24 protein-coding genes are annotated in these 25,740 nt (G+C 73.3%); 18 read left to right on the top strand and 6 right to left on the bottom strand.

Annotated elements, in window-relative coordinates; genetic code table 11:
• Nucleotides 1–41: 41 nt before the first annotated feature.
• The 13 genes from ACFY8W_RS18110 (at nucleotide 42) to ACFY8W_RS18050 (ending at nucleotide 13,734) form a co-directional block, all read left to right on the top strand.
• Nucleotides 42–833: an aldose 1-epimerase gene (locus ACFY8W_RS18110; protein WP_391105964.1), complete on the top strand. Its 792-nt coding sequence runs from the start codon at nucleotides 42–44 to the stop codon at nucleotides 831–833.
• A gap of 24 nt (nucleotides 834–857) precedes the next feature.
• Nucleotides 858–1,406 (top strand): orotate phosphoribosyltransferase, encoded by a 549-nt coding sequence (gene pyrE / locus ACFY8W_RS18105; protein WP_391105962.1) that lies wholly within the window; start codon nucleotides 858–860, stop codon nucleotides 1,404–1,406.
• A 318-nt stretch (nucleotides 1,407–1,724) separates the two neighbouring features.
• On the top strand, nucleotides 1,725–2,747 hold the full coding sequence (gene fbaA / locus ACFY8W_RS18100) for a class II fructose-bisphosphate aldolase (RefSeq protein WP_391105960.1): 1,023 nt from the start codon (nucleotides 1,725–1,727) through the stop codon (nucleotides 2,745–2,747).
• A gap of 102 nt (nucleotides 2,748–2,849) precedes the next feature.
• A complete protein-coding gene (locus tag ACFY8W_RS18095; RefSeq protein WP_391106845.1) occupies nucleotides 2,850–4,007 on the top strand; it encodes an aminotransferase class I/II-fold pyridoxal phosphate-dependent enzyme in 1,158 nt (385 codons plus the stop codon).
• Between the two features lie 160 nt (nucleotides 4,008–4,167).
• A complete protein-coding gene (locus ACFY8W_RS18090) occupies nucleotides 4,168–5,724 on the top strand; it encodes a DHA2 family efflux MFS transporter permease subunit (protein WP_391105958.1) in 1,557 nt (518 codons plus the stop codon).
• A gap of 14 nt (nucleotides 5,725–5,738) precedes the next feature.
• Nucleotides 5,739–6,152: a DUF3151 family protein gene (locus ACFY8W_RS18085; protein WP_391105956.1), complete on the top strand. Its 414-nt coding sequence runs from the start codon at nucleotides 5,739–5,741 to the stop codon at nucleotides 6,150–6,152.
• A gap of 235 nt (nucleotides 6,153–6,387) precedes the next feature.
• Nucleotides 6,388–7,248, top strand: coding sequence for a DUF3152 domain-containing protein (locus ACFY8W_RS18080; RefSeq protein WP_391105954.1), 861 nt, complete (start codon nucleotides 6,388–6,390; stop codon nucleotides 7,246–7,248).
• A 108-nt stretch (nucleotides 7,249–7,356) separates the two neighbouring features.
• On the top strand, nucleotides 7,357–8,217 hold the full coding sequence (locus ACFY8W_RS18075; protein ID WP_391105952.1) for a tryptophan 2,3-dioxygenase family protein: 861 nt from the start codon (nucleotides 7,357–7,359) through the stop codon (nucleotides 8,215–8,217).
• The gene (kynU, locus tag ACFY8W_RS18070; protein ID WP_391105950.1) at nucleotides 8,210–9,418 is read left to right on the top strand and encodes a kynureninase; all 1,209 of its coding nucleotides are present in this window, start codon (nucleotides 8,210–8,212) and stop codon (nucleotides 9,416–9,418) included. Before ACFY8W_RS18075 ends, kynU begins: the two co-directional genes overlap by 8 nt.
• Nucleotides 9,419–9,527: 109 nt before the next feature.
• Complete coding sequence (locus tag ACFY8W_RS18065; RefSeq protein ID WP_391105948.1) at nucleotides 9,528–10,397, top strand: alpha/beta hydrolase fold domain-containing protein; 870 nt, start codon at nucleotides 9,528–9,530, stop codon at nucleotides 10,395–10,397.
• Between the two features lie 173 nt (nucleotides 10,398–10,570).
• Complete coding sequence (locus tag ACFY8W_RS18060) at nucleotides 10,571–11,812, top strand: histidine kinase (RefSeq protein WP_391106842.1); 1,242 nt, start codon at nucleotides 10,571–10,573, stop codon at nucleotides 11,810–11,812.
• Nucleotides 11,809–12,474 (top strand): response regulator, encoded by a 666-nt coding sequence (locus ACFY8W_RS18055; RefSeq protein WP_391105946.1) that lies wholly within the window; start codon nucleotides 11,809–11,811, stop codon nucleotides 12,472–12,474. Before ACFY8W_RS18060 ends, ACFY8W_RS18055 begins: the two co-directional genes overlap by 4 nt.
• A 48-nt stretch (nucleotides 12,475–12,522) precedes the next feature.
• Nucleotides 12,523–13,734 (top strand): cytochrome P450, encoded by a 1,212-nt coding sequence (locus ACFY8W_RS18050; protein WP_391105944.1) that lies wholly within the window; start codon nucleotides 12,523–12,525, stop codon nucleotides 13,732–13,734.
• Nucleotides 13,735–13,824: 90 nt separating this feature from the next.
• On the opposite strand, the gene ACFY8W_RS18045 is transcribed toward ACFY8W_RS18050, so the two are convergent.
• Nucleotides 13,825–15,399 carry an ABC transporter permease gene (locus tag ACFY8W_RS18045; protein ID WP_391105942.1) on the bottom strand — a complete coding sequence of 525 codons (1,575 nt, stop codon included), beginning with the start codon at nucleotides 15,397–15,399 and terminating at the stop codon, nucleotides 13,825–13,827.
• Nucleotides 15,396–16,304: an ATP-binding cassette domain-containing protein gene (locus tag ACFY8W_RS18040; protein WP_391105940.1), complete on the bottom strand. Its 909-nt coding sequence runs from the start codon at nucleotides 16,302–16,304 to the stop codon at nucleotides 15,396–15,398. The genes ACFY8W_RS18045 and ACFY8W_RS18040 overlap by 4 nt, the downstream gene beginning before the upstream one ends.
• A 72-nt stretch (nucleotides 16,305–16,376) precedes the next feature.
• On the opposite strand from ACFY8W_RS18040, the gene ACFY8W_RS18035 reads away from it, so the two are divergent.
• Complete coding sequence (locus ACFY8W_RS18035; RefSeq protein ID WP_391106840.1) at nucleotides 16,377–16,910, top strand: MarR family transcriptional regulator; 534 nt, start codon at nucleotides 16,377–16,379, stop codon at nucleotides 16,908–16,910.
• On the opposite strand, the gene ACFY8W_RS18030 is transcribed toward ACFY8W_RS18035, so the two are convergent.
• Both ACFY8W_RS18030 and ACFY8W_RS18025 read right to left on the bottom strand, forming a co-directional pair.
• Nucleotides 16,880–18,268 carry a hypothetical protein gene (locus tag ACFY8W_RS18030; RefSeq protein WP_391105938.1) on the bottom strand — a complete coding sequence of 463 codons (1,389 nt, stop codon included), beginning with the start codon at nucleotides 18,266–18,268 and terminating at the stop codon, nucleotides 16,880–16,882. The two genes, ACFY8W_RS18035 and ACFY8W_RS18030, sit on opposite strands and share 31 nt — an antisense overlap.
• Before the next feature lie 57 nt (nucleotides 18,269–18,325).
• Nucleotides 18,326–19,180, bottom strand: coding sequence for a diacylglycerol kinase (locus ACFY8W_RS18025; RefSeq protein WP_391105936.1), 855 nt, complete (start codon nucleotides 19,178–19,180; stop codon nucleotides 18,326–18,328).
• Nucleotides 19,181–19,323: 143 nt separating this feature from the next.
• Here ACFY8W_RS18025 and ACFY8W_RS18020 point away from each other — a divergent pair, with 143 nt between their 5' ends.
• From ACFY8W_RS18020 to ACFY8W_RS18010, 3 genes are all read left to right on the top strand, one after another.
• Nucleotides 19,324–20,607, top strand: coding sequence for an adenylosuccinate synthase (locus ACFY8W_RS18020; protein WP_391105934.1), 1,284 nt, complete (start codon nucleotides 19,324–19,326; stop codon nucleotides 20,605–20,607).
• A gap of 272 nt (nucleotides 20,608–20,879) precedes the next feature.
• On the top strand, nucleotides 20,880–21,506 hold the full coding sequence (locus ACFY8W_RS18015; RefSeq protein WP_391105932.1) for a DUF6232 family protein: 627 nt from the start codon (nucleotides 20,880–20,882) through the stop codon (nucleotides 21,504–21,506).
• Nucleotides 21,503–21,865 (top strand): hypothetical protein, encoded by a 363-nt coding sequence (locus ACFY8W_RS18010; protein WP_391105930.1) that lies wholly within the window; start codon nucleotides 21,503–21,505, stop codon nucleotides 21,863–21,865. Before ACFY8W_RS18015 ends, ACFY8W_RS18010 begins: the two co-directional genes overlap by 4 nt.
• Nucleotides 21,866–21,994: 129 nt before the next feature.
• On the opposite strand, the gene ACFY8W_RS18005 is transcribed toward ACFY8W_RS18010, so the two are convergent.
• On the bottom strand, nucleotides 21,995–22,825 hold the full coding sequence (locus tag ACFY8W_RS18005) for an oxidoreductase (protein ID WP_391105928.1): 831 nt from the start codon (nucleotides 22,823–22,825) through the stop codon (nucleotides 21,995–21,997).
• A gap of 113 nt (nucleotides 22,826–22,938) precedes the next feature.
• On the opposite strand from ACFY8W_RS18005, the gene ACFY8W_RS18000 reads away from it, so the two are divergent.
• Nucleotides 22,939–23,865, top strand: coding sequence for a LysR substrate-binding domain-containing protein (locus ACFY8W_RS18000; RefSeq protein WP_391105926.1), 927 nt, complete (start codon nucleotides 22,939–22,941; stop codon nucleotides 23,863–23,865).
• Here ACFY8W_RS18000 and ACFY8W_RS17995 read toward each other — a convergent pair.
• On the bottom strand, nucleotides 23,862–25,721 hold the full coding sequence (locus ACFY8W_RS17995) for a protein kinase (RefSeq protein ID WP_391105924.1): 1,860 nt from the start codon (nucleotides 25,719–25,721) through the stop codon (nucleotides 23,862–23,864). The genes ACFY8W_RS18000 and ACFY8W_RS17995 overlap by 4 nt on opposite strands.
• Nucleotides 25,722–25,740 lie beyond the last annotated feature (19 nt).

Genomic DNA, 25,740 nt, shown 5'->3' with positions numbered 1-25,740 from the left:
TATCCGGCCCTGATCCGGAAGAAACGGCCTAGGCTCGTGACGTGAGCAATCTGACGCGACTGACGGCCGGTGACGCCGAGTTGACCATCGATCCGGAGCACGGCTGCCGGATCGGCAGCCTCCGCATCGGGGGCACCGAACTGCTGCTCCAGGGAGCGCGCCACGGCTGCTTCGTGATGGCGCCGTGGGCGGGCCGGACCGAGAACGGCCGCTTCCGCAACGGGGGTGAGGTCCACCAGCTCCCCGTCAGCGAGCACTCGGCTCCGCACGCTCTGCACGGCACGGTCCGGGACGTCCCGTGGAAGACGGCCCACGTCACGGACAGGACGGCGGCCTTCGTCACCGAGCTGGCCGACCCCTGGCCGTACGCCGGCAAGGTCACCCAGACCTTCGAGCTGACCGAGGACTCCCTGACCCTCCGGCTGGGCGTCGAGACGGACGCGGACTCCTTCCCGGCGCAGGTGGGCTGGCATCCCTGGTTCCCGAAGAAGCTCGGCGGACAGGAGGCCGAGCTCGGCTTCCACCCCGCCTGGCAGGAGGAGCGCGGCGAGAACCACCTTCCCACCGGCCGCCGGATCGACCCCCTGCCCCGGCCCTGGGACGACTGCTTCGGCATGCCGGACGGCGTCGACGTCACCCTCACCTGGCCGGGGCAGCTGGAGCTGCGCGTCACCAGCCGGGCCGAGTGGGTCGTGATCTACGACGAGCCCGCGGACGCCATCTGCGTCGAGCCGCAGACCGGCCCCCCGAACGGCCTCAACACCCACCCGCGCCTGGTCACCCCGATCGACCCCCTGGAGGCCGCGACCACCTGGCACTGGCGCGGCCTGTGACCGGGCGGCTTTAAGCTCGTGAGCATGACTGACGTACGCGCTGAGCTGCTCCAGCAGATCAAGGACAAGGCCGTGGTGCACGGCAAGGTGACCCTCTCCTCGGGTCTTGAGGCCGACTACTACGTCGATCTGCGCCGGATCACGCTCGACGGCGCGGCCGCGCCGCTCGTCGGCCAGGTCATGCTCGAACTGACCAAGGACCTGGAGTTCGACGCGGTCGGCGGTCTGACCCTGGGCGCCGACCCGGTCGCGACCTCGATGCTGCACGCCTCCGCCGGGCGCGGCGAGCGCCTGGACGCCTTCGTGGTCCGCAAGGCCGCCAAGGCGCACGGCATGCAGCGCCAGGTCGAGGGCCCGGACATCAAGGGCCGCCGGGTCCTGATCGTCGAGGACACCTCGACGACGGGCGGCTCGCCGCTGACCGCCGTCGAGGCGGCGCGCGCGGCGGGCGCCGAGGTCGTGGCCGTCGCGACGATCGTCGACCGGGCCACCGGCGCCGGCGAGAAGATCAGCACGACCGCCGGGGTGCCGTACCTCTACGCGTACGCGCTCGACGAGCTCGGCCTGGCCTGACGGCCTGACGGTGGGAGGCCTGACGGTGGGAGGGCCTGACGGCGTCACGACGGGGCGACGTCACGAGGCAACGGCGTGTCGGGCTAACCGGAAGCATCGCCTCGAAGTCGTGACCTAGGTCCCGGGACCCACCCCAAAATGGTTCTGACCTGCTGTTTTTCCGAAGGGCGGGGTGTTTCACGTGAAACACCCCGCCCTTCGTCGTGCCGGGCCTGTGGGAGCCCGCACAAGAGTCTGGAAGGATGGGGGCGACGATGACGTCGCCCCCCAGGTCAGGGACAGCAACGCACACACCCGCACATCACAAGGAGCGGACGAATGCCCATCGCAACCCCCGAGGTCTACAACGAGATGCTCGACCGGGCGAAGGCAGGCAAGTTCGCCTACCCGGCCATCAACGTCACCTCGTCGCAGACGCTCCACGCCGCCCTGCGCGGCTTCGCGGAGGCCGAGAGCGACGGCATCATCCAGATCTCGACCGGTGGCGCCGAGTTCCTGGGCGGCCAGTACAGCAAGGACATGGTCACGGGCGCCGTCGCCCTGGCCGAGTTCGCGCACATCGTCGCGGCGAAGTACGACATCACGGTCGCGCTGCACACCGACCACTGCCCCAAGGACAAGCTGGACGGCTACGTCCGTCCGCTGCTCGACATCTCCGCCGAGCGCGTCAAGGCCGGTCGCAACCCGCTGTTCCAGTCGCACATGTGGGACGGCTCCGCCGAGACCCTCGCCGACAACCTGGCCATCGGCCAGGAGCTGCTCGCCAAGGCCGCCGCCGCCAAGATCATCCTCGAGGTCGAGATCACCCCGACCGGTGGCGAGGAGGACGGCGTCAGCCACGAGATCAACGACGAGCTGTACACCTCCGTCGACGACGCCCTCCGCACCGCCGAGGCCCTGGGCCTGGGTGAGAAGGGCCGCTACCTGCTGGCCGCCTCCTTCGGCAACGTCCACGGCGTCTACAAGCCGGGCAACGTCGTGCTCCGCCCCGAGCTGCTCAAGGACCTCCAGGCGGGCGTCGCCGAGAAGTTCGGCAAGGCCTCCCCGTTCGACTTCGTCTTCCACGGCGGCTCCGGCTCGACCGCCGAGGAGATCGCCACCGCCATCGAGAACGGCGTGGTGAAGATGAACCTCGACACCGACACGCAGTACGCCTTCACGCGTCCGGTGGCGGACCACATGTTCAAGAACTACGACGGTGTCCTGAAGGTCGACGGCGAGGTCGGCAAGAAGTCCACCTACGACCCGCGCACCTGGGGCAAGCTCGCCGAGGCCGGCATGGCCAAGCGCGTCTCCGAGGCGTGCGTGGCGCTGCGCTCGGCCGGCACCAAGCTGAAGTAAGCGCTGCTGAGCCGAATAAGCGCTGTTGTACGAGAGGGCCCGGCACCACCAAGGTGGTGCCGGGCCCTTCGTCGTACCCGCTACCTGGAGGCATGACCCGTGGTGTTCGACTTCGACCGCGAGATAGACCGGCGCGGGACGGCATCGGTGCAGTGGGACGGTCTCTCCGACCGCTTCGGCGTCCCCGACCTGCTGCCCTTCACCGTCTCCGACATGGACTTCGCCTCCCCGCCGGCCGTTCTCGACGCGCTGCGCGGGCGGATCGGCCACGGGGTGTTCGGCTACACCGACTGGCGGCTGGGCGAGTTCCGCGAGGCCGTACGGGACTGGTACGCGAGCCGGCACGGCACCGCCGTCGACCCCGAGGCCATGGTCTACGCGCCCTCCGTGCTCAGCCAGCTCTCCCAGCTCCTCCGGATGTGGACGGAGCCCGGGGACGGCGTCGTCGTCCACACGCCCACCTACGACGGCTTCCGCAAGGTGGTCACCGGACTCGGCCGCGAACTGCGCGGTGTCCCCGTCGGCGACCTCGACGCCCTGGAGCGAGAGCTCGCCCGGCCCGACAGCCGGATGCTGCTGCTCTGTTCACCGCACAACCCGACCGGCCGGGTATGGCGGGAGGAGGAGCTGAAGGAGTTCGCGCGGCTCGCCGAGCGGCACGGCGCCGCCGTCGTCAGCGACGAGATCCACGCCGACCTCACCGGCGAGGGTCACCGCCACATCCCGTGGACGGCGGTCGCCGAGCCCGGCCGCGGCAGGCGCTGGGCGCTCGTCACCTCCGGCACCAAGGCCTTCAATTTCCCCGCGCTCTCCGGCTCGTACGGCTTCCTCGGCGACCCGGACGAGCGGGTCGCGTTCGTCCGCCGCATGGAGACCGGCGAGGGCCTGGCCTCCCCGGCGGTGCTCTCGCTCACCGCCCACGTCGCCGCCTACCGGCACGGCGCGCCCTGGCTGGACGCGTTGCGCTCCTATGTCGCCGGCACCATGGACCTGGTGCGGGAGCGGCTCGCCGTCGCCCTCCCGGAGGTCGTCTGGGCCCCGCCGCAGGCCGGTTATCTCGCCTGGATCGACCTGCGTCCGCTCGGCGTCGACGAGGCAGCCCTCCAGGAGGAGCTGGTGACCGCCGAGAAGGTCGCGATCATGCCGGGCGGTGTCTACGGCACCCCGGGCTTCGTCCGGCTCAACCTGGGATGCCCCCGGGCCAAGGCCGAGGTCGGCGTGGCGGCGCTGGTGAAGGCGGCGGCGCGGCTGCGGAGCTGACGCGGGCGGCGGAGCGGGGCGCGGCCGGGGTGCCGGGGTGGCCGCGGCGCCGGGGGTTGGTGCGGGGCGCGGGCCGGGGAGCCGGGGGCGGGGCGCGGCTGCCGTGCCGAAAGGTGCCGGCGCGGCTGCGGAGGCGATCGGTTCGCGGGACCATGCAGGCATGACCGACACGGCGGGCGCGGCACCGGGCCTGGGCATCCGGCTGGCCTCGGGGACCGGGCGGTGGGTGGTCCTGACCACCGTCCTCGGCTCGGGGATGGCGCTGCTCGACTCCACCGTCGTCAATGTGGCCCTGCCGCACATCGGTGAGGACCTGAACGCGGACCTGGCCGCCCTGCAGTGGACCGTCAACGCCTACATGCTCACCCTCGCGGGCCTGATCCTGCTGGGCGGGGCGCTCGGCGACCGCTACGGGCGGCGCCGGGTCTTCGTGATCGGCGTGGTGTGGTTCGCGGTCGCCTCGCTGCTGTGCGGGCTCGCCCCGAACGCCGGGGTGCTCATCGCGGCCCGCGCACTCCAGGGCGTGGGCGGAGCGCTGCTGACGCCCGGCTCGTTGGCGCTGATCCAGTCGAGCTTCCACGAGGACGACCGGGCGCGTGCGGTGGGCCTGTGGTCCGGCTTCGGCGGGGTGGGCGCGGCGATCGGCCCGTTCGTCGGCGGCTGGCTGGTGGACGGCCCCGGCTGGCGGTGGGTGTTCCTGCTGAACGTGCCGCTCGCGATGATCTGCGTGCCCGTGGCGCTGCGGCACGTCCCGGAGTCCCGGGACGAGGCCGCGCACGGCCGTTTCGACGTGCTCGGCGCGGTCCTGGGCGCGGCGGCGCTCGCGCTCGTCACGTACGCGCTGATCGCGGCGACCTGGTGGCCGGGCGTGCTGGGCGTGGCGGTCGGCGTGTGGTTCGTGGTGGTGGAGCGGCGGCGCGGCCGGGACGCGATGATGCCGCTGTCGATCTTCGGCTCCCGGACGTTCACCGCGGTGAACCTGGTGACGTTGTGCGTGTACGCGGCGTTCAGCGGTTTCTTCTTCCTGGCCGCGCTCCAGCTCCAGGTGGTCTCCGGCTATTCGGCGCTCGCCGCCGGTACGGCGCTGCTGCCGACGACGGTCCTGATGCTGCTGCTCTCGGCGAAGTCCGGCGAGCTGGGCGAGAAGACCGGGCCGCGGCTGCCGCTGACGGTGGGCCCGCTGCTGTGCGCGGCGGGGATGCTGCTGATGCTGCGGGTCGGCGAGGACGCCTCGTACCTGACGGACGTACTGCCCGCGATGCTCGTCCTGGGGATCGGCATGACGGCCCTGGTGGCCCCGCTCACCGCGACCGTGCTCGCCTCCGTGGACGTCTCCCGGGCGGGCCTGGCCAGCGGCATCAACAACGCGGCGGCGCGGGCGGCGGGCCTGATCGCGGTCGCGGCGCTGCCGCTGCTGGTGGGCATGGGCCCGGAGGCGTACCGCTCGGCGGAGGAGTTCGACGTCACGTTCCGGCGGGCGATGCCGATCTGCGCGGGCGTCCTGGTGGCGGGCGCGATCCTGGCCTGGGCCACCCTGCGCGTGCCGGCCCCTGCGGACTGCCACCCCGACTGCAGGGTGCACTGCGGTGTGACGGCGCCGCCGCTCGACCCGGGCAGCACGGAGGGGGCGGACCGCCGGGCGGAGGGGATCTCCGGCGGAGGGGGCGAGGGGAAGCAGGATCCGGGCCAGGATCCGGAGGACACGCCCCAGGGCTGAGGCAGACTGGCCCCATGGCCATCCACGAGAACCTGCTGGGGGGACCGCCCCCCACCCACCTGCCCGACGACCCGGAGCCGCGTGAGCTCCTGGCGAGCGGGGCCGCGCCGGCCGACGTCGCGGCGAAGTACCCGACCTCCTCGCTCGTGTGGGCGCAGCTCGCCGACGACGCGTACGAGGGCGGCCGCGTGATCGAGTCCTACGCCTACGCCCGTACCGGATACCACCGGGGCCTCGACGCCCTGCGCCGCAACGGCTGGAAGGGCCACGGCCCGGTCCCGTGGGAGCACGAGCCGAACCGCGGCTTCCTGCGCGCGCTGCACGCGCTGGCCCGGGCGGCCGGCGAGATCGGCGAGAAGGACGAGTACGAGCGCTGCACGACGTTCCTGCGGGACTCGTCGGCGACCGCGGCGGACACGCTGGGCTGACGCCCTCGGTCCCCCTCGGCTGGCCGGGGGTGCGGTGACCGTACGTGAACCGTACGGGACGCACCGCGCCCCTGACCGGCCCCAATGCACCCATGCTGTAACAGCTGCCCGCGGTTGTTCGAGCGCGTTCGAGCCGCTGGAATACGATCCCCCGGTCCGCACACCGAGCCGTCGGCGCGCAGAGGCCCCCCACATTCCTCGCCCCCACCCGACGCACGCAGGGGAGAAGTCTGTCTTGGGCAAGCGTGCTGCGCAGCAGAGCCGTCGACGCAGGAGGGGGAAACAGCGGGGGAGGAGCCGGCTCGTGCTGCCGGTGCTCGCGCTCGCCCTCGTGTCGCTGGGCTGCGGGGCCGCGCTCGCGCACTACGAGGGGCAGAAGGACGACGCCGCAGCGCCGCCGCAGCCCGTGACCGCGCCGCCCACCACGGCGAGGGCCACGCCCACGCCGACCGCCAAGGCCACGCCGAAGCCCACGCCCACGCCCAAACCGAAGCCGAAGCCCAAGCCCACGCCGAAGAGGACCGGGGTTCCGCAGTCCGGCGCGGGCACCTTCACCACCGCCCACGCCACCGGCGAGGCCGTCGGCACCGGCGGTCAGCTGCGCCGCTACCGCGTGCAGGTCGAGGACGGCGTCGACGTTTCCGCCCGCGAGGCCGCCGAGGAGATCCAGCGGATCCTCGCCCACCCGCGCGGCTGGGCCGCGCACGGCCGCGGCCGCTTCCAGCTGGTCACCGAGAACGCCGACTTCGTCATCCGGATCGCCACCCCGGACACCGCCGACAGGCTCTGCGCTGCCAACGGCATGAACACCCACGGCGAGCTGAACTGCGAGACCACCTCGGGCGTCGTCGTGAACCTCAAGCGGTGGATGCTCGGCTCGCCCACCTTCGCGGGCCCGGCCCACGAGTACCGCCATCTGATCATCAACCACGAGGTCGGACACGAGATCGGCATCCGGCAGCACATGGGCTGCCCCGGGCCGGGAAGGCTCGCGCCGGTCATGATGCAGCAGATCAAGGGACTGAACGGCTGCCGTTCGAACGCGTATCCGTATGACGAAGACGGGATCTACATCGAGGGTCCGATCGTGTCATGATGCGCTTGGGCGGCGTGCGACGAAGCGCGCCTCCCGAGGGGACCGGGGCTCCATCGTCACACGGAAGGAGCGGACCGCTACCCGGTAGTTCGTATCGAGGAGACAGAAATGTCAGCCTTCCCAGGTTCTCCCGATGCCTCCGGAGCCGGTGCGGTCAACGACGCGCCGAACCTCGACTTCGCGGGCACCACGCCGTACGAGGACTACGTCCAGGCGGACGTCCTCACCCACCTCCAGCACCTCCGCTCGGACGACCCGGGCGAGATGGTCTTCCTGGTCACCACCCAGGTCATGGAGCTGTGGTTCACGGTGATCGTCCACGAGTGGGAGACCGCGAGCCACGCCCTGCGCCGTGACGACGTGCCCGTCGCCATGGACGCCCTCAAGCGCTCCGTCCGCGAGCTGGAGGCGCTCAACCACTCCTGGCGTCCGCTCGCCCAGCTCACCCCCGGCCAGTTCAACGCCTACCGCAGCGCGCTGGGCGAGGGCTCCGGCTTCCAGTCGGCGATGTACCGGCGCATGGAGTTCCTGCTCGGCGAGAAGTCGGCGTCGATGCTGGTGCCGCACCGCGGCGCGCCCCGCGTCCACGCCGAGCTGGAGAAGGCCCTCCAGGAGCCCAGCCTGTACGACGAGACGCTGCGGCTGCTCGCCCGGCGCGGCCTGCCCGTCCCGGCCGAGGTCCTCGGCCGCGACCTCGCGCTGCGCTACGAGCCCTCCGCCGAGGTCGAGCGGATCTGGGCCGGGATCTACGCCGACCCCGACCAGAACGCCGAACTCGTGCGCCTCGGCGAGGCGTTGAGCGACGTCGCCGAGCTGGTGTGGCGCTGGCGCAACGACCACCTGGTGGCCACCCGGCGCGCCATGGGCGCCAAGACCGGCACCGGCGGCTCGGCGGGCGTGGCCTGGCTGGAGAAGCGGGCGCAGAAGAACGTCTTCCCCGAGCTGTGGACGGCGCGAAGCCATGTCTGAGACCTTCGAGGAGCGCGCCCGGGCGCTCGACACCGCCGACGAGCTCGGCAAGCACCGCGAGAAGTTCGCCCTCGACGCCACCGTCTACCTCGACGGCAACTCGCTCGGCGCGCTGCCCGCCCACGTACCCGCCCGCATGGCCGACGTCATCGCCCGCCAGTGGGGCGAGCTGCGGATCCGGTCCTGGGACGAGTCCGGCTGGTGGACCGCGCCCGAGCGGATCGGCGACCGGATCGCCCCGCTCGTCGGCGCCGCCGACGGCCAGGTCGTGGTCGGCGACTCGACCAGCGTGAACGTCTTCAAGGCGGTCGTCGCGGCCACCCGCCTCGCGGGCGAGGGGCGCGACGAGATCCTCGTCGACGCGACGACCTTTCCCACGGACGGGTACATCGCCGAGTCCGCGGCGCGCCTCACCGGTCACCGGATCGTGCCCGTCGACCCGGCCGCGATACCCGGCGCGGTGACCGACCGCACCGCGCTCGCCCTGGTCAACCACGTCGACTACCGCAGCGGCCGGCTCCAGGACCTGCCCGGCGTCACCGCCGCCCTCCACGAGGCCGGCGCGCTCGCCGTCTGGGACCTGTGCCACAGCGCCGGCGCCCTGCCGGTCGGCCTGGACGCGCACGGCGTGGACCTGGCCGTCGGCTGCACGTACAAGTACCTCAACGGCGGCCCCGGCGCGCCCGCGTACCTGTACGTCGCCGAGCGCCACCAGGGCCGCTTCGACTCGCCGCTGCCCGGCTGGAACTCGCACGCCGACCCGTTCGGCATGACCCGGGGCTACCGGGCCGCCGACGGCGCCGCGCGGGGCCGGGTCGGCACGCCCGACATCCTGTCCATGCTGGCCCTGGAGGCCGCGCTCGACGTGTGGGACGGCGTCCGGATCGAGGACGTGCGGGCCAAGTCCCTCGCCCTCACCGACTTCTTCCTGGAGTGCGTCCGGGCGTACGCCCCCGAGGGCCGGGTCGTGTCGGTGACGCCCGAGGCCCACGCGGAGCGGGGCAGCCAGGTCGCGCTGCGCTGCGCCGAGGCGCCGGCCGTGATGGAGGAGCTGATCCGGCGCGGTGTCGTGGGCGACCTGCGCCGCCCGGACGTGCTGCGCTTCGGGTTCACGCCGCTGTACGTGGGCTTCGCGGACGCGGAGCGGGCGGCGCGGACCCTCGCGGACGTCCTGGCGGACACTCCTCCGGCACGGGTCTGATCATCGCCTGATCGCCTGATCTGCGGGGCCCGTACTCCTGGTACCGTCCCCGCAGGTCAGGCCGATGGGTTCGTCAATCGGCCCCGTCTGAGGAGAGGTTGGAAGCAGCATGCCGGACCCCGCCGCGCGCGACGCCGCCGAGGAAGCGTCGGCCTTCTCGCACCCGGCCGTCGACCCGGACGCCTCCGCCGCGTACGGCGCGCACCCCGACCAGGTCGTCGACTTCTACGCGCCGCGCGACGGCCGGACGAACGCGCCGCTGGTCATCGCCCTGCACGGCGGCGCCTGGCGGGCCCCGTACGACCGGCGGCACCTGACTCCCTTCGTGGACTTCCTGGCGCGGCGCGGATTCGCCGTGGCCAGCGTCGAGTACCGGCGCGGCAGCGACATCCCGCGGCAGGGCGGTGCCGCCCCGGTGGCCGGGCGCTGGCCGGAGACCTTCGACGACGTCGCCGCCGCGATGGACGCGGTGCCGGAGCTGGCCGCGGCGCACCTGCCGCAGGCCGACCCGCGGCGCATCGTGCTCACCGGCCACTCCGCGGGCGGCCACCTCGCCCTGTGGGCGGCCGCCCGTCACGTCCTGCCCGCGGGTTCGCCCTGGCGCCTGCCGTCCCCGCCCGCCCTGCGCGGGGTCGTGGCGCTCGCCCCGATCGCGCACTTCGACCGCGCGGTGGAGCTGGGCGTGTGCGGCGGCGCGGTGACCGAACTCCTCGGCGGCGAGGCCGACTTCGTGCCGAGGGCGGCGCACGCCGACCCGGCGCTGCTGCTGCCCACCGGCATCGCCACGACCGTCGTCCAGGGCCGCGACGACATCGTCGTCCCGCCCGCCGTCGCCGAGGCCTACGCCGAGGCCGCCGCCAAGGCGGGCGAGACGGTCGGCTGCACGCTCCTGGAGGAGGCCGGCCACTTCCCGCTGATCGACCCGGCGGCCGACGCGTGCGCGGTGGTCGCGGAGGAGATCGCCCAGCTGGCCTGGTAGCCCCGCGAAGGGCCGGGCGGGGCCGTAGTCCTCAAGGCGGACCTCCGAGGATCCGCATCGAGCCGGACGACCGGTGCGCGGAGCGCCCGTACCGTGGACGCGTGACTTCGACCCGGACCACCGAAACGAGCCGCAGCCCCGAGCTCCGCCTGACGCTGAAGGCGCTCGGCGGTATGCGGGCCGACCTCTTCACCGACGCGTTCGCCTACCGCCCACTGCCCCGCCTGAACCTGACGCGTGGACCGCTCCGGCTCCTCCCGGAGCGGATACGCGACGAAGCCGGCGTGCTCCCGCACCTCGCCGTCGGCTTCCTCGCCCTCATCGTCTTCTTCATCGGGGCCGAACAGGTCCGTGACGCCTTCGGACCGTTCGTCCTCGTCTTCGCCGCCGTGCCCGCCGCGATCGTGCTGCTCACCCTGATCCGCCCGGTGCTCGCCTTCTGGGCCTCGCTCGCCTCGACCCCGTTCATCGGCGTCCTGGGCGGCTTCGGCGAGGGCTGGCCGTGGCCGCCGAACTCCTTCGCCACGCACCTCTTCGTCCTCGTGATCGTCGCGATGCGCACCCGGCCGCGTACCGCCGGCTGGATGTGGCTGATCACCGCCGGGTACGCGCTCTTCTTCACCTTCTTCGCCGGTTCCGGGTCCGGCACCGACGCGCTCCCGCTGCTCTTCACCGCCGGCATCGGGCTCCTGCTCGTCACGACCTTCCAGGTCCGCCGCGACGCCGCCCGCGAGGTCACCGCCCAGCAGAGCGTGACCGCCGTCGAGCGCTCGAAGCGGACGCTCCTGGAGGAGCGCACCACCATCGCCCGTGAGCTGCACGACGTCGTCGCCCACCACATGTCGGTGGTCGCGATCCAGGCCGAGGCCGCGCCGTACCGGGTGGCGAACCCGCCGCCGGAGCTGGAGCAGGCCTTCGCCACCATCCGCGAGAACGCCGTCGCCGCGCTGACCGAGCTGCGCCGCGTCCTCGGCGTCGTACGGGCCGAGGACTACGAGGCGCCCGAGGCGCCGCAGCCGACCCTCGCCGACCTGGACGGCCTGGTCGCCAACGTGCGCGACGCCGGCCTGGACGTGGCGAAGACGGTGACCGGCTCGGTGCGGGAGCTGCCGCAGGGCGTCGAGCTCTCCGCGTACCGGATCGTGCAGGAGGCCCTGTCGAACGTGCTGCGGCACGCGCCCGGCGCTCCCGCGCAGGTCGAGGTGGCGTACGTCCTCGGCGGTCTCGGGATCCGCGTCGTCAACGGCCCGGCCCGCGGCCTGGTCAAGCCCTCGCCCGGTGCGGGCCACGGCATCACCGGCATGCGGGAGCGCGTCACGATGCTGAACGGCGAGATGACCGCCGAGACGACGGAGGACGGCGGCTACGAGGTCGCGGTCTTCATTCCCCTGGCACGTGAGGAGGCCGCCGAATGACCATCCGGGTGCTGATCGTCGACGACCAGATGATGGTCCGCGAGGGCTTCTCGGTGCTGCTGGGCGCCATGCCGGACATCGAGGTCGTCGGCGAGGCCGTCAACGGCCGCGAGGCGGTCGCCCAGGTCGCGGCGCTCCGCCCCGACGTGGTCCTCATGGACATCCGCATGCCGGAGATGAACGGCATCGACGCGACCCGCGAGATCGTCGCCGCCGACGCCGACGCGAAGGTGCTCGTCCTCACCACCTTCGACCTGGACGAGTACGTGTACCAGGCGCTGCGCGCCGGGGCCTCCGGCTTCCTCCTCAAGGACGCCTCGGCCCGGCAGCTCGCGGACGGCGTCCGGGTGGTCGCGGCCGGCGAGGCGCTGCTCGCGCCGACCGTCACCAAGCGGCTGATCACCGAGTTCGCCAGATCGGCGGAGGTGTCTCCGCGCCAGCCCGCGGCGGCGCAGGTCGGGGAGCTGACCGAGCGCGAGACGGAGGTCCTGGTGCTGATCGCGCAGGGCCTGTCGAACGCCGAGATCGCCGACCACCTCGTCGTCGCCGAGTCCACCATCAAGACCCATGTGAGCCGGATCCTGGTGAAGCTGGGCCTGCGCGACCGGACGCAGGCCGCGGTCTTCGCGTACGAGGCGCGGCTGGTCCAGGTCGGCGGTTGACGGCGGCCCCGGAGGACCGCGGGCGCTGCCGGGGGGTAGCGTCCGGTCATGGACGCTGCTGACGCGGCCGATGCCGCTTTCGACCCCTGGTCCCCGGAGTTCGTCGCCGACCCGTATCCCGCGTACGCGCGGCTGCGCGCCACCGGCCGCGCCCACTGGTACGCCCCCGCCCGCCAGTGGCTGGTTCCGCACTACGACGACGTGTCGGCGCTCCTCAGGGACCGCCGCCTGGGCCGTACGTACACGCACCGCTTCAGCCACGAGGAGTTCGGGCGGGAGGCGCCGGACGCGGCCCACGAGCCGTTCCACACGCTGAACGACCACGGGCTGCTCGACCTGGAGGGTGCCGACCACAGCCGGATCCGGCGCCTGGTGTCGAAGGCGTTCACCCCGCGGACGGTGGAGCGGCTGACGCCGACGGTACGGGGGCTGGCGGCCGGCCTCGTCGGGGACCTGGTCGCGGCGGGCGGCGGCGACCTCCAGGCGATGGTGGCCGAACCGCTGCCGGTGGCGGTCATCGCGGAGATGCTGGGCATCCCGCGGGAGGACGAGGAACGGGCGATGCTGCGCCCGTGGTCGGCGGCGATCTGCGGGATGTTCGAGCTGAACCCGTCCGAGGACACGGCACGGCGGGCGGTGGCCGCCTCGGTCGAATTCTCCGCCTACCTGCGGCAGTTGATCGCCCGCAGGCGCTCCGAGCCCGGCGACGACCTGATCTCGGCGCTGATCGGCGTGGCGGAGCTGACGGAACAGGAGATGATCTCCACCTGCGTGCTGCTGCTCAACGCGGGCCACGAGGCGACCGTGAACACCACGGTCAACGGCTGGTGGACACTGCTCAGGGACGGGGTGCGGCCGGATCCCGGCCCGGAGAAGTTGTCCACAGCTGTGGAAGAACTCCTGCGCTACGACACGCCGCTCCAGATGTTCGAGCGCTGGGTCCTCGACGACATCGAGATCGGCGGCGTCACCATCCCGCGCGGCGCCGAGGTCGCCCTGCTCTTCGGCTCCGCCAACCGCGACCCCGCCCGCTTCGGCCCGAGCGCCGGCGAGCTCGACCTCGGGCGGGCCGACAACCCGCACATCACCTTCGGGGCCGGCATCCACTACTGCCTCGGCGCCCCGCTCGCCCGGCTCGAACTCACCGCGGTCTTCGCCGAGTTGTTGCGCCAGGCGCCGGGCCTCCGGCTCGCGGCCGAGCCGCAGCGGAAGCCTGGCTACGTGATCCGGGGCTTCGAGGAACTGCTCGTGGAGGTGTGAGGCGCGTCGGACGCCGCCGACGCGGACGGCCCCCCGACACGAGGTCGAGGGGCCGTTCCGTGCGATGGCGCAAGTGGCGGCGGTGAGGGATCAGCTGACCATGTCCCGGCGGCGCAGGCCCGCCAGACCGGCCGCCGTCAGCGCCGCCGCCAGGGCGGTGAGGGCGAGGACCGGGGCCCAGGCCATCTCCTGGCCGGGCAGCTTCGGCAGGTGGCCGAAGGGCGAGAGGTCGAGGACCGCCTGCGGAAGGTCGAGCGCCGGTCCGATCCAGCCGAGGGCCAGGCACACGCCCGCCACGCCCCACGCGGCCGGCGCGGCCTTCGGGAACGCGCCCCACAGCAGCACCGCCAGGCCCGCGATCGTCCACACCGCCGGCAGCTGGGCGAGCGAGGCGCCCAGGACCGCACCGGTTTCCCTGCCGTACGAGAGGGCGAGACCGGCCCCGCTGAGGAGCATGATCAGGGCCGATCCGGCGAACGCGACCACCAGGTGCCCGGCCGCCCAGCGCAGCCGCCCGACGGGCGCGGCGAGCAGCGGCTCGGCGCGCTGCGAGGTCTCCTCGCCGTGCAGCCGGAGCACCGAGCCGACCGCGAACAGGGCGGCGACCATTCCGAACAGGCCCACCATGGTGGCGAGGAAGGCGTCGGTGAGGGCGCTCTGGCCGCCCATCCGCTCGAAGATCTGCCGGGCCTGCTCGTTGTCGCCGACGATGTCCGCCGCGCCCTCGACCATCCCGCCGAAGACCAGGCCGCCGAGCAGGAAGCCGAGCGACCAGCCGAGCAGGGTGCCGCGCTGGAGCCGCCAGGCGAGCGCGCCGGCCGTCGCGAGACCGCCGAACGCGGGCCCGGGGCGGGTGGGCAGGAAGCTCATGCCGACGTCGCGGCGGGCGGTCAGGACGTACGCGACGGCCGTCTGGAGTCCGGTGGCGGCGGCGAGCAGGAGCAGGACCCACCAGCGTTCGCCGGCGAAGGCCCGCACGTTCTCGGCCCAGCCGACGGGCGAGAGCCAGGTGAGGACGCTGCCGCCGTCGGCCGTCCCGGCGTCGCCCGCGGCGCGGAGCACGAAGGCGAGACCGAGGAGGCCGGCCGTCAGCCCCTTGGCGAGCCGGGCGCTCTCGGTGAGCTGGGCGACGATCGCGGCCATGCTCGCGAAGACCATGCCGGTGCCGCCGATCGCGAGGCCGAGCGCGAGCGCCCCGGCCGCGTCCTGCCCCGCGAGTCCGGCGGTGACGACGAGGGCGACGGCCGTGTTGGCGGTCAGTGCGGCGAGCAGCGCGGCGGTCAGCGGGGCCCGGCGGCCCACCGCCCCGGCCGACAGCATCTCCTGACGGCCGGTCTCCTCCTCCTCGCGGGTGTGCCGGACCACGATGACCAGGCTCATCACGGCGGCGAGCACGGCGGCGAAGGTGCCGAACCGCCAGGCCACCAGGCCGCCGAGGGAGTCGTCGAAGACCGGCCCGTACAGCGAGCGCATCGAGCTGTTGGCGTTCATGGAGGCGGCGAGCTCGGCGCGCTGCGCGGCCGTCCCGTACAGGCCCTCCAGGGAACCGGCGCCGCTGGCCACCATGCCGCCGGTGACCAGGGCCCAGACCGGCAGCATCAGCCGGTCGCGGCGCAGGGCGAGCCGGGTGAGGGACGCGGTGCCGGTCAGACTGACGGTGCTCATCGGGCGTTCGCCTCTTCGTGCGTGTCGTCGGCGTAGTGGCGGAGGAACAGCTCCTCCAGGGTGGGCGGGGTGGAGGTCAGGCTCCGTACGCCGGACTCGGTGAGCGAACGGAGAACGGCGTCGAGCTTGTCGGTGTCGACCTGGAGCCGGACCCGGCGGCCCTGGACGTCGAGGTCGTGGACGCCGGGCAGGTGGGCGAGTCCGTTGGGCGCGCCGGCGAGCTCGGCGGCGACGCTCGTACGGGTCAGGTGGCGCAGCTCGGCGAGCGAGCCGGACTCCACGGTCCGTCCCTTGCGGATGATGCTGACCCGGTCGCAGAGGGTCTCGACCTCGCTGAGGATGTGGCTGGAGAGCAGGACCGTGCGGCCCCGGTCGCGGGCCTCGGTGACGCAGTCCTGGAAGACCTCCTCCATCAGCGGGTCGAGGCCGCTGGTCGGTTCGTCGAGGACGAGCAGGTCGACGTCGGAGGCGAAGGCGGCGACGAGGGCCACCTTCTGCCGGTTGCCCTTGGAGTAGGTCCGGCCCTTCTTGGTCGGGTCGAGCTCGAAGCGCTCGATCAGCTCGGCCCGCCGGGCCTTGTCGAGCCCGCCGCGCAGGCGTCCGAACAGGTCGATGACCTCGCCGCCGGAGAGGTTGCGCCACAGGGTGACGTCACCGGGGACGTAGGCGATCCGCCGGTGCAGCTCGACGGCGTCGGACCAGGGGTCCATGCCGAGCGCCTGGACGGCGCCGGAGTCGGCGCGGAGGAGTCCGAGGAGCACCCGGATGGTGGTGGACTTCCCGGCTCCGTTGGGCCCGAGGAAGCCGTGGACCTCGCCGGCCTCGACGGCGAGGTCGAGTCCGTCCAGTGCGTGGGTGCGTCCGAACGCCTTGTGGAGCCCGGCGACCGTGATTGCCTTCGTCATGCTTCAGAACGTACGCTACTTTCACAAATTTGTGAAGCTAAGGAAACGTATAAAGTTGGAGGGGTGAGCGAGATGACGACGAACGACGAGGTCGGCGGCAGCGGCGAGGGGGCCGCTCCAGGGAACGAGGAGGCCGTTTCCCGCTTCGTGGAACGCTTCGCGGCGGAGATGACCGCCGCCGGCATGCAGCGCATGGCGAGCCGCGTCTTCGCGGCCCTGCTCGCCTCCGAGTCCGGCTCCATGACCTCGGCCGAACTCGCCGGACAACTGAAGATCAGCCCGGCGGCGGTCTCCGGCGCGGTCGGCTACCTCAGCCAGGTGAGCATGGTCAGCCGCGAGCGCGACCCCGGCACCCGCCGGGACCGCTACGTGCTCCACAACGAGCTCTGGTACGAGACCTTCACCCGCCGCGACCAGATCCTCACCCGCTGGGAGAAGATCCTCCGCGAGGGCACCGAGACCCTCGGCCCGGACTCCCCGGCGGGCCGCCGCACCGCCGAGACCGCCGAGTTCTTCGCCTTCCTCCACGGCGAGATGGCCGGGATCATGGACCGCTGGCGCGCCCGCAAGAAGGCTCAGGGAGCGGGGACCCCCGGCGCCGCCTGAGGCGGCGCGAGCCGCTCCAGGTACTCCCGTGCCGCCGGATCGCCCGGCCGCAGCTCCTGGTACGGCCCGACGGGCCACACCGGACGTCCCTCGATCCACGGGACGACGAACGGGTCGCCCCCGGCCGTGCGCTCCAGCCCGCCGCGCAGCTCCACGGGGCCGCTCGGGGCCGACGGCAGCCCCGGCCAGGGCCGCTTCCGGGTGCCGGGAGAGGAGAGGCGGAGCACGCCCTCCGGCGGGTCGTCCGTCCCGCCCCCGGCCGGGAAGACCAGCAGGACGGGATGGCCGCCGTACGGGTCGTACAGCAGCGCGTAGCGCCGGGGCACGGCCATCGGGGACCGCGCGGCCCGGGCGAGGCGCCGGGCGGCGGCGCGGCCGAAGGCGAGGAAGCGGTAGCCGGCGTACAGGAAGAGGCCCGCGCCGAGCGCGACGACCGCGTACGCCTGGACGTTGGTGCCGTCCGGCCGGAGCAGCGCCGCACAGCCGGTGGCCAGGGCGATCAGCCCGCCGGCCATCATCGGCAGCTCCGCCACCCGGCGCAGCGAACGCACCCGCCACCACGGCACGGCGCGCACGTCGGCCTCACGGCGGTAGCGGCCCGTGTGCGGCACGGCCTGGCGCTGGGCGGCCGCGGTGAGCGTCGCGTACGTCAGCGGGGGACGGGCCGCCTCGCCGAGAGGACGGGCCGCGTCGCCGAGGGGACGGACGCGGGGAGCCGGCGCACGCGTCACCACGGGTGCCTCCGGCCCGCGCCGCAGCCCCGCCCGCCGGCGCGGGGCCTCGGGCCGGACGGCGGGACCCTGCGGCTGCACCGGCGCCGACCGGTCGAGCAGCCCCGCGGCCACCGCGAGACCGACGGCCCGGTGCCGGGTGTGGTGGCCCCGGACCGGCCTCGTCCAGAGCAGCTCCGCGCCGCCGGGCGGGGCGATCACGCCGCCGCTGCCCGGGTCGCCGCACCACCACAGGACGGCGTCGGGGCCCGGCCGGACCAGCTCGTACCGCTGCTTCGTCGCCGCAACGACCAGCGGCCACGCCTGCCCGTCGTCCGGAGCGCTCAGGACGACCGTCGCGGGCGTCATGCCGCCGCGGACGACCGCCACGGCGGGGTGGGCCGACCACGGGCCCGCCGCCAGCGCCCGCCCCATCATCCGTGCGGTCCGCAGCGCGCCGAGGCCGATGAGCAGCACGATCAGTCCGGTCGTGCCCAGGCCCGCGGCCACGTCGGTCGCCCAGCTGCCGCCGACGGGCAGGAAGCCGAAGACGAGGGCCAGCCCCACCAGGGCCGCCCCCGCCGCCGTGCCCTGCGCCACCCGCCGCCGGTACCGACCGAGCGCCCGCGCGGTCGCCTCCCGGTCCAACGCGCACTCCACCACAGGACCCCCCGTCCCTCTGTTCTCCTGTGCTCCACCGTGAGGCTAGGGCATGTCCTGCGGTTTCCGGCCGGGTCCGCCGGACAGGCCCCGGAGCCCGCTGTCCTCCCGCGGAACCGTCAGCCCCCACGCCCCCGCCCGTACCGTCCACGTCCGCCGCCGGACCGGACCCGAGACCGTCGTGTCGGCGCGGTAGCGGAAGTCGGGGCCGGCCACCGTCAGGGTGCGGGCCGTCGTGTGGACGGGTGGCGCGCCGGCGGGGACCAGGGTCACGGACAGCACGCCCGCCAGGGCGCGGGCGGTCAGGCCCTCCACCGGGGTGTCGAGGTCGGCGAGCAATACGCCGTCCGCCTCGACCCGCAGCCGGTGCGCGCGGTCCGCCAGGGCCGTCGGGGCGGGCCTGACCAGGGTGCGGACCAGCGAGCGGCAGGTGTCCCACACGGTGGCCGGCGCGGCGGCGAGGGCGCGCGCGGCCGGCACGTCGAGGTGGTCGAGGACGACGCCGTCGCTGTCGTCCACGAGCAGGTCCAGCCGGCGCACCGCCCCGTCGAGGACCGCCCGGGACGCGGCGACCGTGCCCGGCGGCACGCCGAGCGCGCGGGCCGTCGCCACCCGGTCGGGCGCGCCGATCGGGACGAGCGAGAGGGCCCCGCCGCCCGCCTCCCGCTCGCGGTGCAGCAGGGTCACGGTGCGGAGCAGCGCGCGGTCGTCGCCGAGGACCACGGGGCGCCGGGAGCCGCGCCGGGCAAGGGCGCGGGCGAATTCCTCGGGATCGTCCGGCAGGCAGATCTTCGTTTCCGCGCCCGCCGACAGCACATCTTTCGCGATCCGCACGGACTCGCCGTCACTTCGGCGGGCGACCGGGTCGATGATGACCAGCAGCTGGTCGTGAGCCGACACCTCGGTCCTTCCTCGGGTAGTCTCTTTGTGCAAGAGCCCCTTGCGCTATTGCGCCAGGGGCTTCGTCTATTCCGGGGCACACCGGTGAGGCGGCGTCGGCCCCCTGACCTTGGACATGCCCCGCCCGGAAGGGGTGTACGCCTGTGCCCGCACTTGTGCTGCTCGGTGCTCAGTGGGGTGACGAGGGCAAGGGAAAGGCCACCGACCTGCTCGGTGGGTCCGTTGACTATGTGGTGCGCTACCAGGGCGGCAACAACGCCGGCCACACGGTCGTCGTCGGCGACCAGAAGTACGCGCTGCACCTTCTCCCTTCCGGAATCCTCTCCCCGGGGTGCACCCCGGTCATCGGAAACGGCGTCGTCGTCGACCCGGCGGTCCTGCTCTCCGAGCTGAGCGGACTCAACGAGCGCGGCGTCGACACCTCGAAGCTGCTGATCAGCGGCAACGCCCACCTGATCACCCCGTACAACGTCACCCTCGACAAGGTGACGGAACGGTTCCTCGGCAAGCGCAAGATCGGCACCACCGGTCGCGGCATCGGCCCGACCTACGCCGACAAGATCAACCGCGTCGGCATCCGGGTCCAGGACCTCTACGACGAGTCGATCCTCACCCAGAAGGTCGAGGCGGCGCTGGAGGGCAAGAACCAGCTGCTGGCCAAGCTGTACAACCGGCGGGCCATCGACGCCGCGCAGATCGTCGAGGAGATGCTCCAGTACGCGGAGCAGATCAAGCCGTTCGTCGCGGACACCACCCTGATCCTCAACCAGGCGCTCGACGACGAGAAGGTCGTGCTCTTCGAAGGCGGCCAGGGCACCCTGCTCGACGTCGACCACGGCACGTACCCCTTCGTCACCTCCTCGAACCCGACCGCCGGCGGTGCCTGCACCGGCGCGGGCGTCGGTCCGACGAAGATCAGCCGGGTCATCGGCATCCTCAAGGCGTACACCACGCGCGTTGGCGCCGGCCCGTTCCCGACCGAGCTCTTCGACGAGGACGGCGAGGCGCTGCGCCGGATCGGCGGCGAGCGCGGCGTGACCACCGGCCGTGACCGGCGCTGCGGCTGGTTCGACGCGGTCATCGCCCGCTACGCGACCCGCGTGAACGGCCTCACCGACTTCTTCCTCACCAAGCTCGACGTGCTGACCGGCTGGGAGCAGATCCCGGTCTGCGTCGCGTACGAGATCGACGGCAAGCGCGTCGAGGAGCTGCCCTACTCGCAGACCGACTTCCACCACGCGAAGCCGGTCTACGAGATGCTCCCGGGCTGGTCCGAGGACATCACCAAGGCCAAGACCTTCGCCGACCTGCCGAAGAACGCCCAGGCGTACGTGAAGGCCCTGGAGGAGATGTCCGGCGCCCCGATCTCCGCGATCGGAGTGGGTCCGGGCCGCGACGAGACGATCGAGATCAACTCCTTCCTGTAGGCCTCGCGCGCCATCGCGTGAAGGGCCCGCGTTCCGGCTTCGCCGGGGCGCGGGCCCTTTCGCGTACGGCCGTAGGGCGGTACGGCCGCACGGCCGTCCGGGGTGTGCGTGGGGGCCGCGTGCGGGCCGGCGGCGGGTGGCCGGCGGGCGACCGGTCGGCGGCGTGTGGTCGCGTACGGCCGGGTACGAGAACGGCTTGTTCGGGCCTTGTGGGAAGACGAGCCCCTCCGCTTGTCTCGTCGTCTCTTTGCACTTTGATCTCAGGGGACACCATGACCACACCCGACAGGCCGTCGGCGGCGCCGCCTCCGCCACCACCATCCGCCCCGCCATCACCTCCCACGGCGACCCCGACGGTCTTCAACGGCGTGGACGTGGTCATCAGCAAGCGGCTCTTATGGGTCGGCGGGGCGGTCTATCCGCTGCACAACATCGCCCGCGTCTACACCTTCATGCTCCACCCGCGCAGGGGCGAGGCCGTTCGTCGCTTCCTGAAGCGCACGGCCCTGACGCTCATCGTGGCCATGGCCTTCACGTTCTTCACCGGCATCGCCTCCTTCGGGTCGCAGTCGGACCTCAGCGGACTCCTCACCTTCATCTGGCTGGGCGCGATCGGCGCCCTCATCTGGTTCCTGATCGACATGATCATGGTGTTGAGCGCCAAGTCCCACTTCGTGCTCGCGGTCGAGTCCAACGGCCAGTCCACCGCGCTGGTCACCGCGCCCAGCCCGGGCACGCTCCACCAGCTCGTCCAGTCGATCGCCCACGCGATAGAGCACCCGGACACCGAGCTCCAGGTGCGGGTCGAGCGGCTGATGATCGGCAGCCCGAACAACTACTACTTCGGCGACACCGTCAACATGTACGGCGGTCAGGGCAACGTGGGGATGGCGGCATGACCAACGGCGGAAACCACTACTACGGCAACACGGTCAACATGCACGGCGGTTCGGGCAACACCGGCATGGTCTTCAACCAGGGCTCCGCCACCGGCGAGAACGCCGCGGCGGCGGACGAGCTGACCCGAGCCGTGGGGGAACTCGTCCGCCTCCTACAGGAGTTGCGGCCCCAGCTGTCGGCGCAGGACGCGCAGGCCGTCGACGCGAGCCTCCCGGCCATCACCGGCGAGGAGGAGGCCGAACCGGCGCAGCGCCGGCAGGCGCTGATGACGGTCCTGGGCATCGCCTCGCTCGCCGAGACGGTGGGCCAGCCGGTGGCCGCCGCGATCCGCGCCGTCCTGGGCCTGCTGGGCGGCTGACGCACCGGACGGGGGCCGGCTGGGACCCGCCGCCGGCGCCCGCCTGCTGGGCGCGCTCGCTGCGGCCCGCACGCGCCGGCGGGCCCCAGCGGCCTCCTGGCCCGGCTCCCGGTCCGGCTCCCGGTCCGGCTATCGGTCCAGCCTGGTGTCGCGGCCGGTCTTCTCCCAGGCGGTCAGGTCGCCCCGTACCTGCTCCAGGTGCTGGTAGATCGTGTCGATGGAATCGTCGCCGAGGGCGAGCCGCAGCGGCTTCTCGTCCGCGTCCAGCGCGGCGAGGACCGCCGCCGCGGCCTTCGCCGGGTCGCCGACCTGGCCGCCGTCGCCGCCTTCCACGTAGGCGCGGGTGGCGCCGACCGTGTCCGCGTAGTCGGCGATCGTGTCCACGCTGAGGCTGCGGTTGCCGAACAGGCTGGTGCGGAAGGCGCCGGGCTCGACGATCAGGACATGGATGCCGAGCGGGTTCACCTCGGCGGCCAGCGCCTCCGACATGCCCTCCAGGGCGAACTTCGTCGCGCTGTACGCGCCGAAGCCGGCCATCGACATCTGCCCGCCGACGCTGCTGAGCTGGACGATCGCCCCGGAGCGGCGCTCCCGCATGTACGGCAGGACGGCGCGGGTCAGCGCGGCCGGGCCGAAGACGTGCACGTCGAAGAGCGAGCGCAGCTCGGCGTCGTCGGTCTCCTCGACCGAACCGACATGGGTGCGGCCCGCGTTGTTGACCAGGACGTCGATGCGGCCGTGGCGTTCGGCGACCTCCCGCATCACCCGGTCCACCGCGGCGTGGTCGGTGACGTCCAGGGTGACGGCCTCGACCTGGTCGGGGTGGGCGGTGACCAGCTCGTCCAGGGTGCCCGCGCGGCGGGCGGCGGCGACCACGACGTCCCCGGCCGCGACCGCGGCCTCGGTGAACGCGCGTCCGAAGCCGCTGTTGGCACCGGTGATCAGCCAGACCTTGCTCATGACGGCGTTTCCCCCTCGTGGGCTGCCCGCCGATCGGCTCGGCGGTGGCGACACAACGAGCATGCGGGCGACGGGCGTTGCCCGTCCAAGATCCGTCGTGATAGCCCATGGTGATGACCACGGACGTGCACGGGCGGGATCTCCGGTACTTCCTCGCTGTCGCGGAGGAACTCCACTTCACCCGCGCGGCGGAACGGCTCTACGTCTCCCAGCCCGCGCTCAGCAAACAGATCCGGGCCCTGGAACGGCAGCTCGGCGCCCCGCTCTTCGACCGCGACCGGCACGGCGTCCGCCTCACCGCGGTCGGTACGGCCCTGCTGCCGCACGCCCGCGCGGTGCTCGCCGCATGGGACGAGGCGGAGGGCGCGGTGCGCGAGGCGCGGGAGGAGGCGCGCGGCACCCTGGTCGTCGGGATGAGCACCAGCCCCGGCCGGGACGGCCTGCTGCCCGCGATCCGCTCCCGCTTCACGGAGACCCACCCGCGGGCCAGGACCCGGCTGCGGCAGATCGGATGGGAGGACCCGACGGCCGGGCTCGCCGACGGCAGCAGCGACGTGGCCTTCGTCTGGCTGCCGCTGGCCGGCGCGGAGCGCTTCCGCTGGGTCGTCGTGGCCACCGAGCCGCGCCTCGTCGCCCTGCCGGAGGACCATCCGCTGGCCGCCCGCGAACGGATCTCGTTCGCCGAACTCCTCGACGAGCCCTTCCTCGCCCTGCCGGACACCGGCCCCGAACTCCGCGACTACTGGCTGGCCCTGGACGCCCGCGACGGCCGGCCGCCTGTCGTCGGCGCCGAGATCGCCAGCGCCGACGAGACGTACGAGGCCCTGGTCGGCGGCCTCGGCATCTGCCTGGTCGCCACCGGCAACGCCCCGCTCCTCACCCGCGGCGGCGTCGTCACCCGTCCCGTCGACGGCGTCTCGGAGTCCCGCCTCGCCCTCGCCTGGCGCGCCGACGACACCCGGCCGGAGGTCCGCGCCTACGCCCGGGCGGCGGCCGCCGCCTCCCGCGCGAAGGACGGACCCCAGGGGGCCCGTACCTAGTCGCGGACGAACTCGCCCGGCTCGCCGTCCGCTGCCATCCCGTACAGGTGCAGGAGCTCCTTGCCCTGGTAGCGGACGATACGGAGGTTGCCGGAGCCGTTCTCGGCGCACTCGGGATCCCACGTCTCCGGGTCGCGGACCTCGGGCCCGATGACGAGGAGGTTGCCGGCGCCGCCGACGACCGCCGTCGCGACGCAGCGGACGTCCTGGGAGGTGGTGTTCCCGTCCTTGTCCGTGCGCGGGAAGGACTGGTCGAAACGGACGAGGGGCGCGCCGACCGGGCCCTGGGTGACGGTGAGCTGGTACGTGTAGCGGTCGGCTTCGGACTGGGTCACCTGGTCCTGGGACTGCTTCCAGGTGCCGACGAGCGCGGCGGGGACGACGGCCGGACCGGACGGGACCCGCTGGAAGGTCGTCTTCGCGACGCCGGAGCTCCACTCGACGACGTCGGTGGAGCGCAGCCGCAGGGTCTGGCGGGCGGCCGGGGTGCAGCGCTGGGCGGGCACGCTCGCGGTGATCTCCGCCTCGCCGAGGACGAGTTCGCTCTCGTTCGCGGAGACCAGGACGGCGCGCCCCATGCACAGCCGCTCGCCGGTGACATGGGTGTAGACGGCGGTGCGGGAGCCTGCCGCGCCCTGGGTGATCTCGATCCGGCTCGTCTCGTACGGGGCGTCCGCCGTGCCCTTGAGGACGCCTTCCCAGGCGCCGAGGAAGGCGGCCGGGACGATCCCGGAGGGCCGGGCGGAGCCCGTCGCCGCACCGGTGCCGCCACGCGCCTTGTCGTTCGGCTGCCCGCCGGCAGCGATCTGCGGCCAGTAGACGTACGCGAGGCCTCCGGCGGCCGCCACGGCGAGGGCGGTGACGGCGGCGACCAGGCCCTTGCGGCGGCGGCGCGGGCCGGGCCCCGGTCCGCCGGTCGGCGGCAGCGGGGTGGCGGGCGTGGGGTCGCCGGCCTCGGCGCCGCCCGCGCTTTCGGCCTCCAGGAGCCGGGCGGCATGCCGGCCGAGCCGGGCGAGGACGTCGGCGGGCAGCCAGGGGTCGGTGACCTGCAGGGTGTCGACGAGCTCGGTGGCCGAGGGCCGGGCCGCGGGGTCCTTCGAGAGACAGGCCCGGATCAGCCCGGTGAGCTCGGGCGCGAGCCCGGTCAGCTCGGGCTCGTCGTGGGCGATGCGGAACATGGTGGCGTGGACGCCGCTGTCGGACCCGCCGAACGGCGAATGGCCGGTCGCCGCGTACACGAGCACCGAACCCAGGCAGAAGATGTCCGACGCCGGGGTGACCTTCTCGCCGCGGACCTGCTCGGGCGACATGAAACCGGGCGAGCCGACGACGGCACCGGTGCTGGTCAGCCCGCCGTCGGTGACGGTGTCGAGGGCGCGGGCGATGCCGAAGTCGATGATCCGCGGGCCGTCGACGGTCAGCAGCACGTTGGACGGCTTCAGGTCGCGGTGGACCAGGCCGGCGGCGTGGACATGGGTGAGGGCGCGGGCGAGCCCGGAGGCGAGGGTGCGCACGCTGTCGGGCGGCAGCGGCCCGTGGTCGTCGCCGACGACGGCACGCAGCGAGGGCCCCGGGACGTATCCGACGGCGACCCAGGGCAGTTCGGCCCCGGTGTCGGCGCCGAGCACGGGCGCGGTGCCGGTGCCGCCGACCCGCTCCAGGGCGGAGACCTCCCGGGCGAAGCGGCGCCGGAACTCGTCCTGGGCGGCCAGCTCCGGGTGCACGACCTTCACCGCGACGGCGCGTCCGCCCGCCGAACGGGCCAGGTACACCCGGCCCATGCCGCCCACGCCGAGCCGGCCGAGCAGCCGGAACGGCCCTATGGTGACCGGGTCTTCCGCGTTCAAGGGATCCACGTCGAAAGAGGATGCCAGA

The organism is Streptomyces sp. NPDC012637, assembly GCF_042954805.1.
Classification (GTDB): domain Bacteria; phylum Actinomycetota; class Actinomycetes; order Streptomycetales; family Streptomycetaceae; genus Streptomyces.
This window is presented reverse-complemented; position numbering and strand designations above follow the sequence as displayed.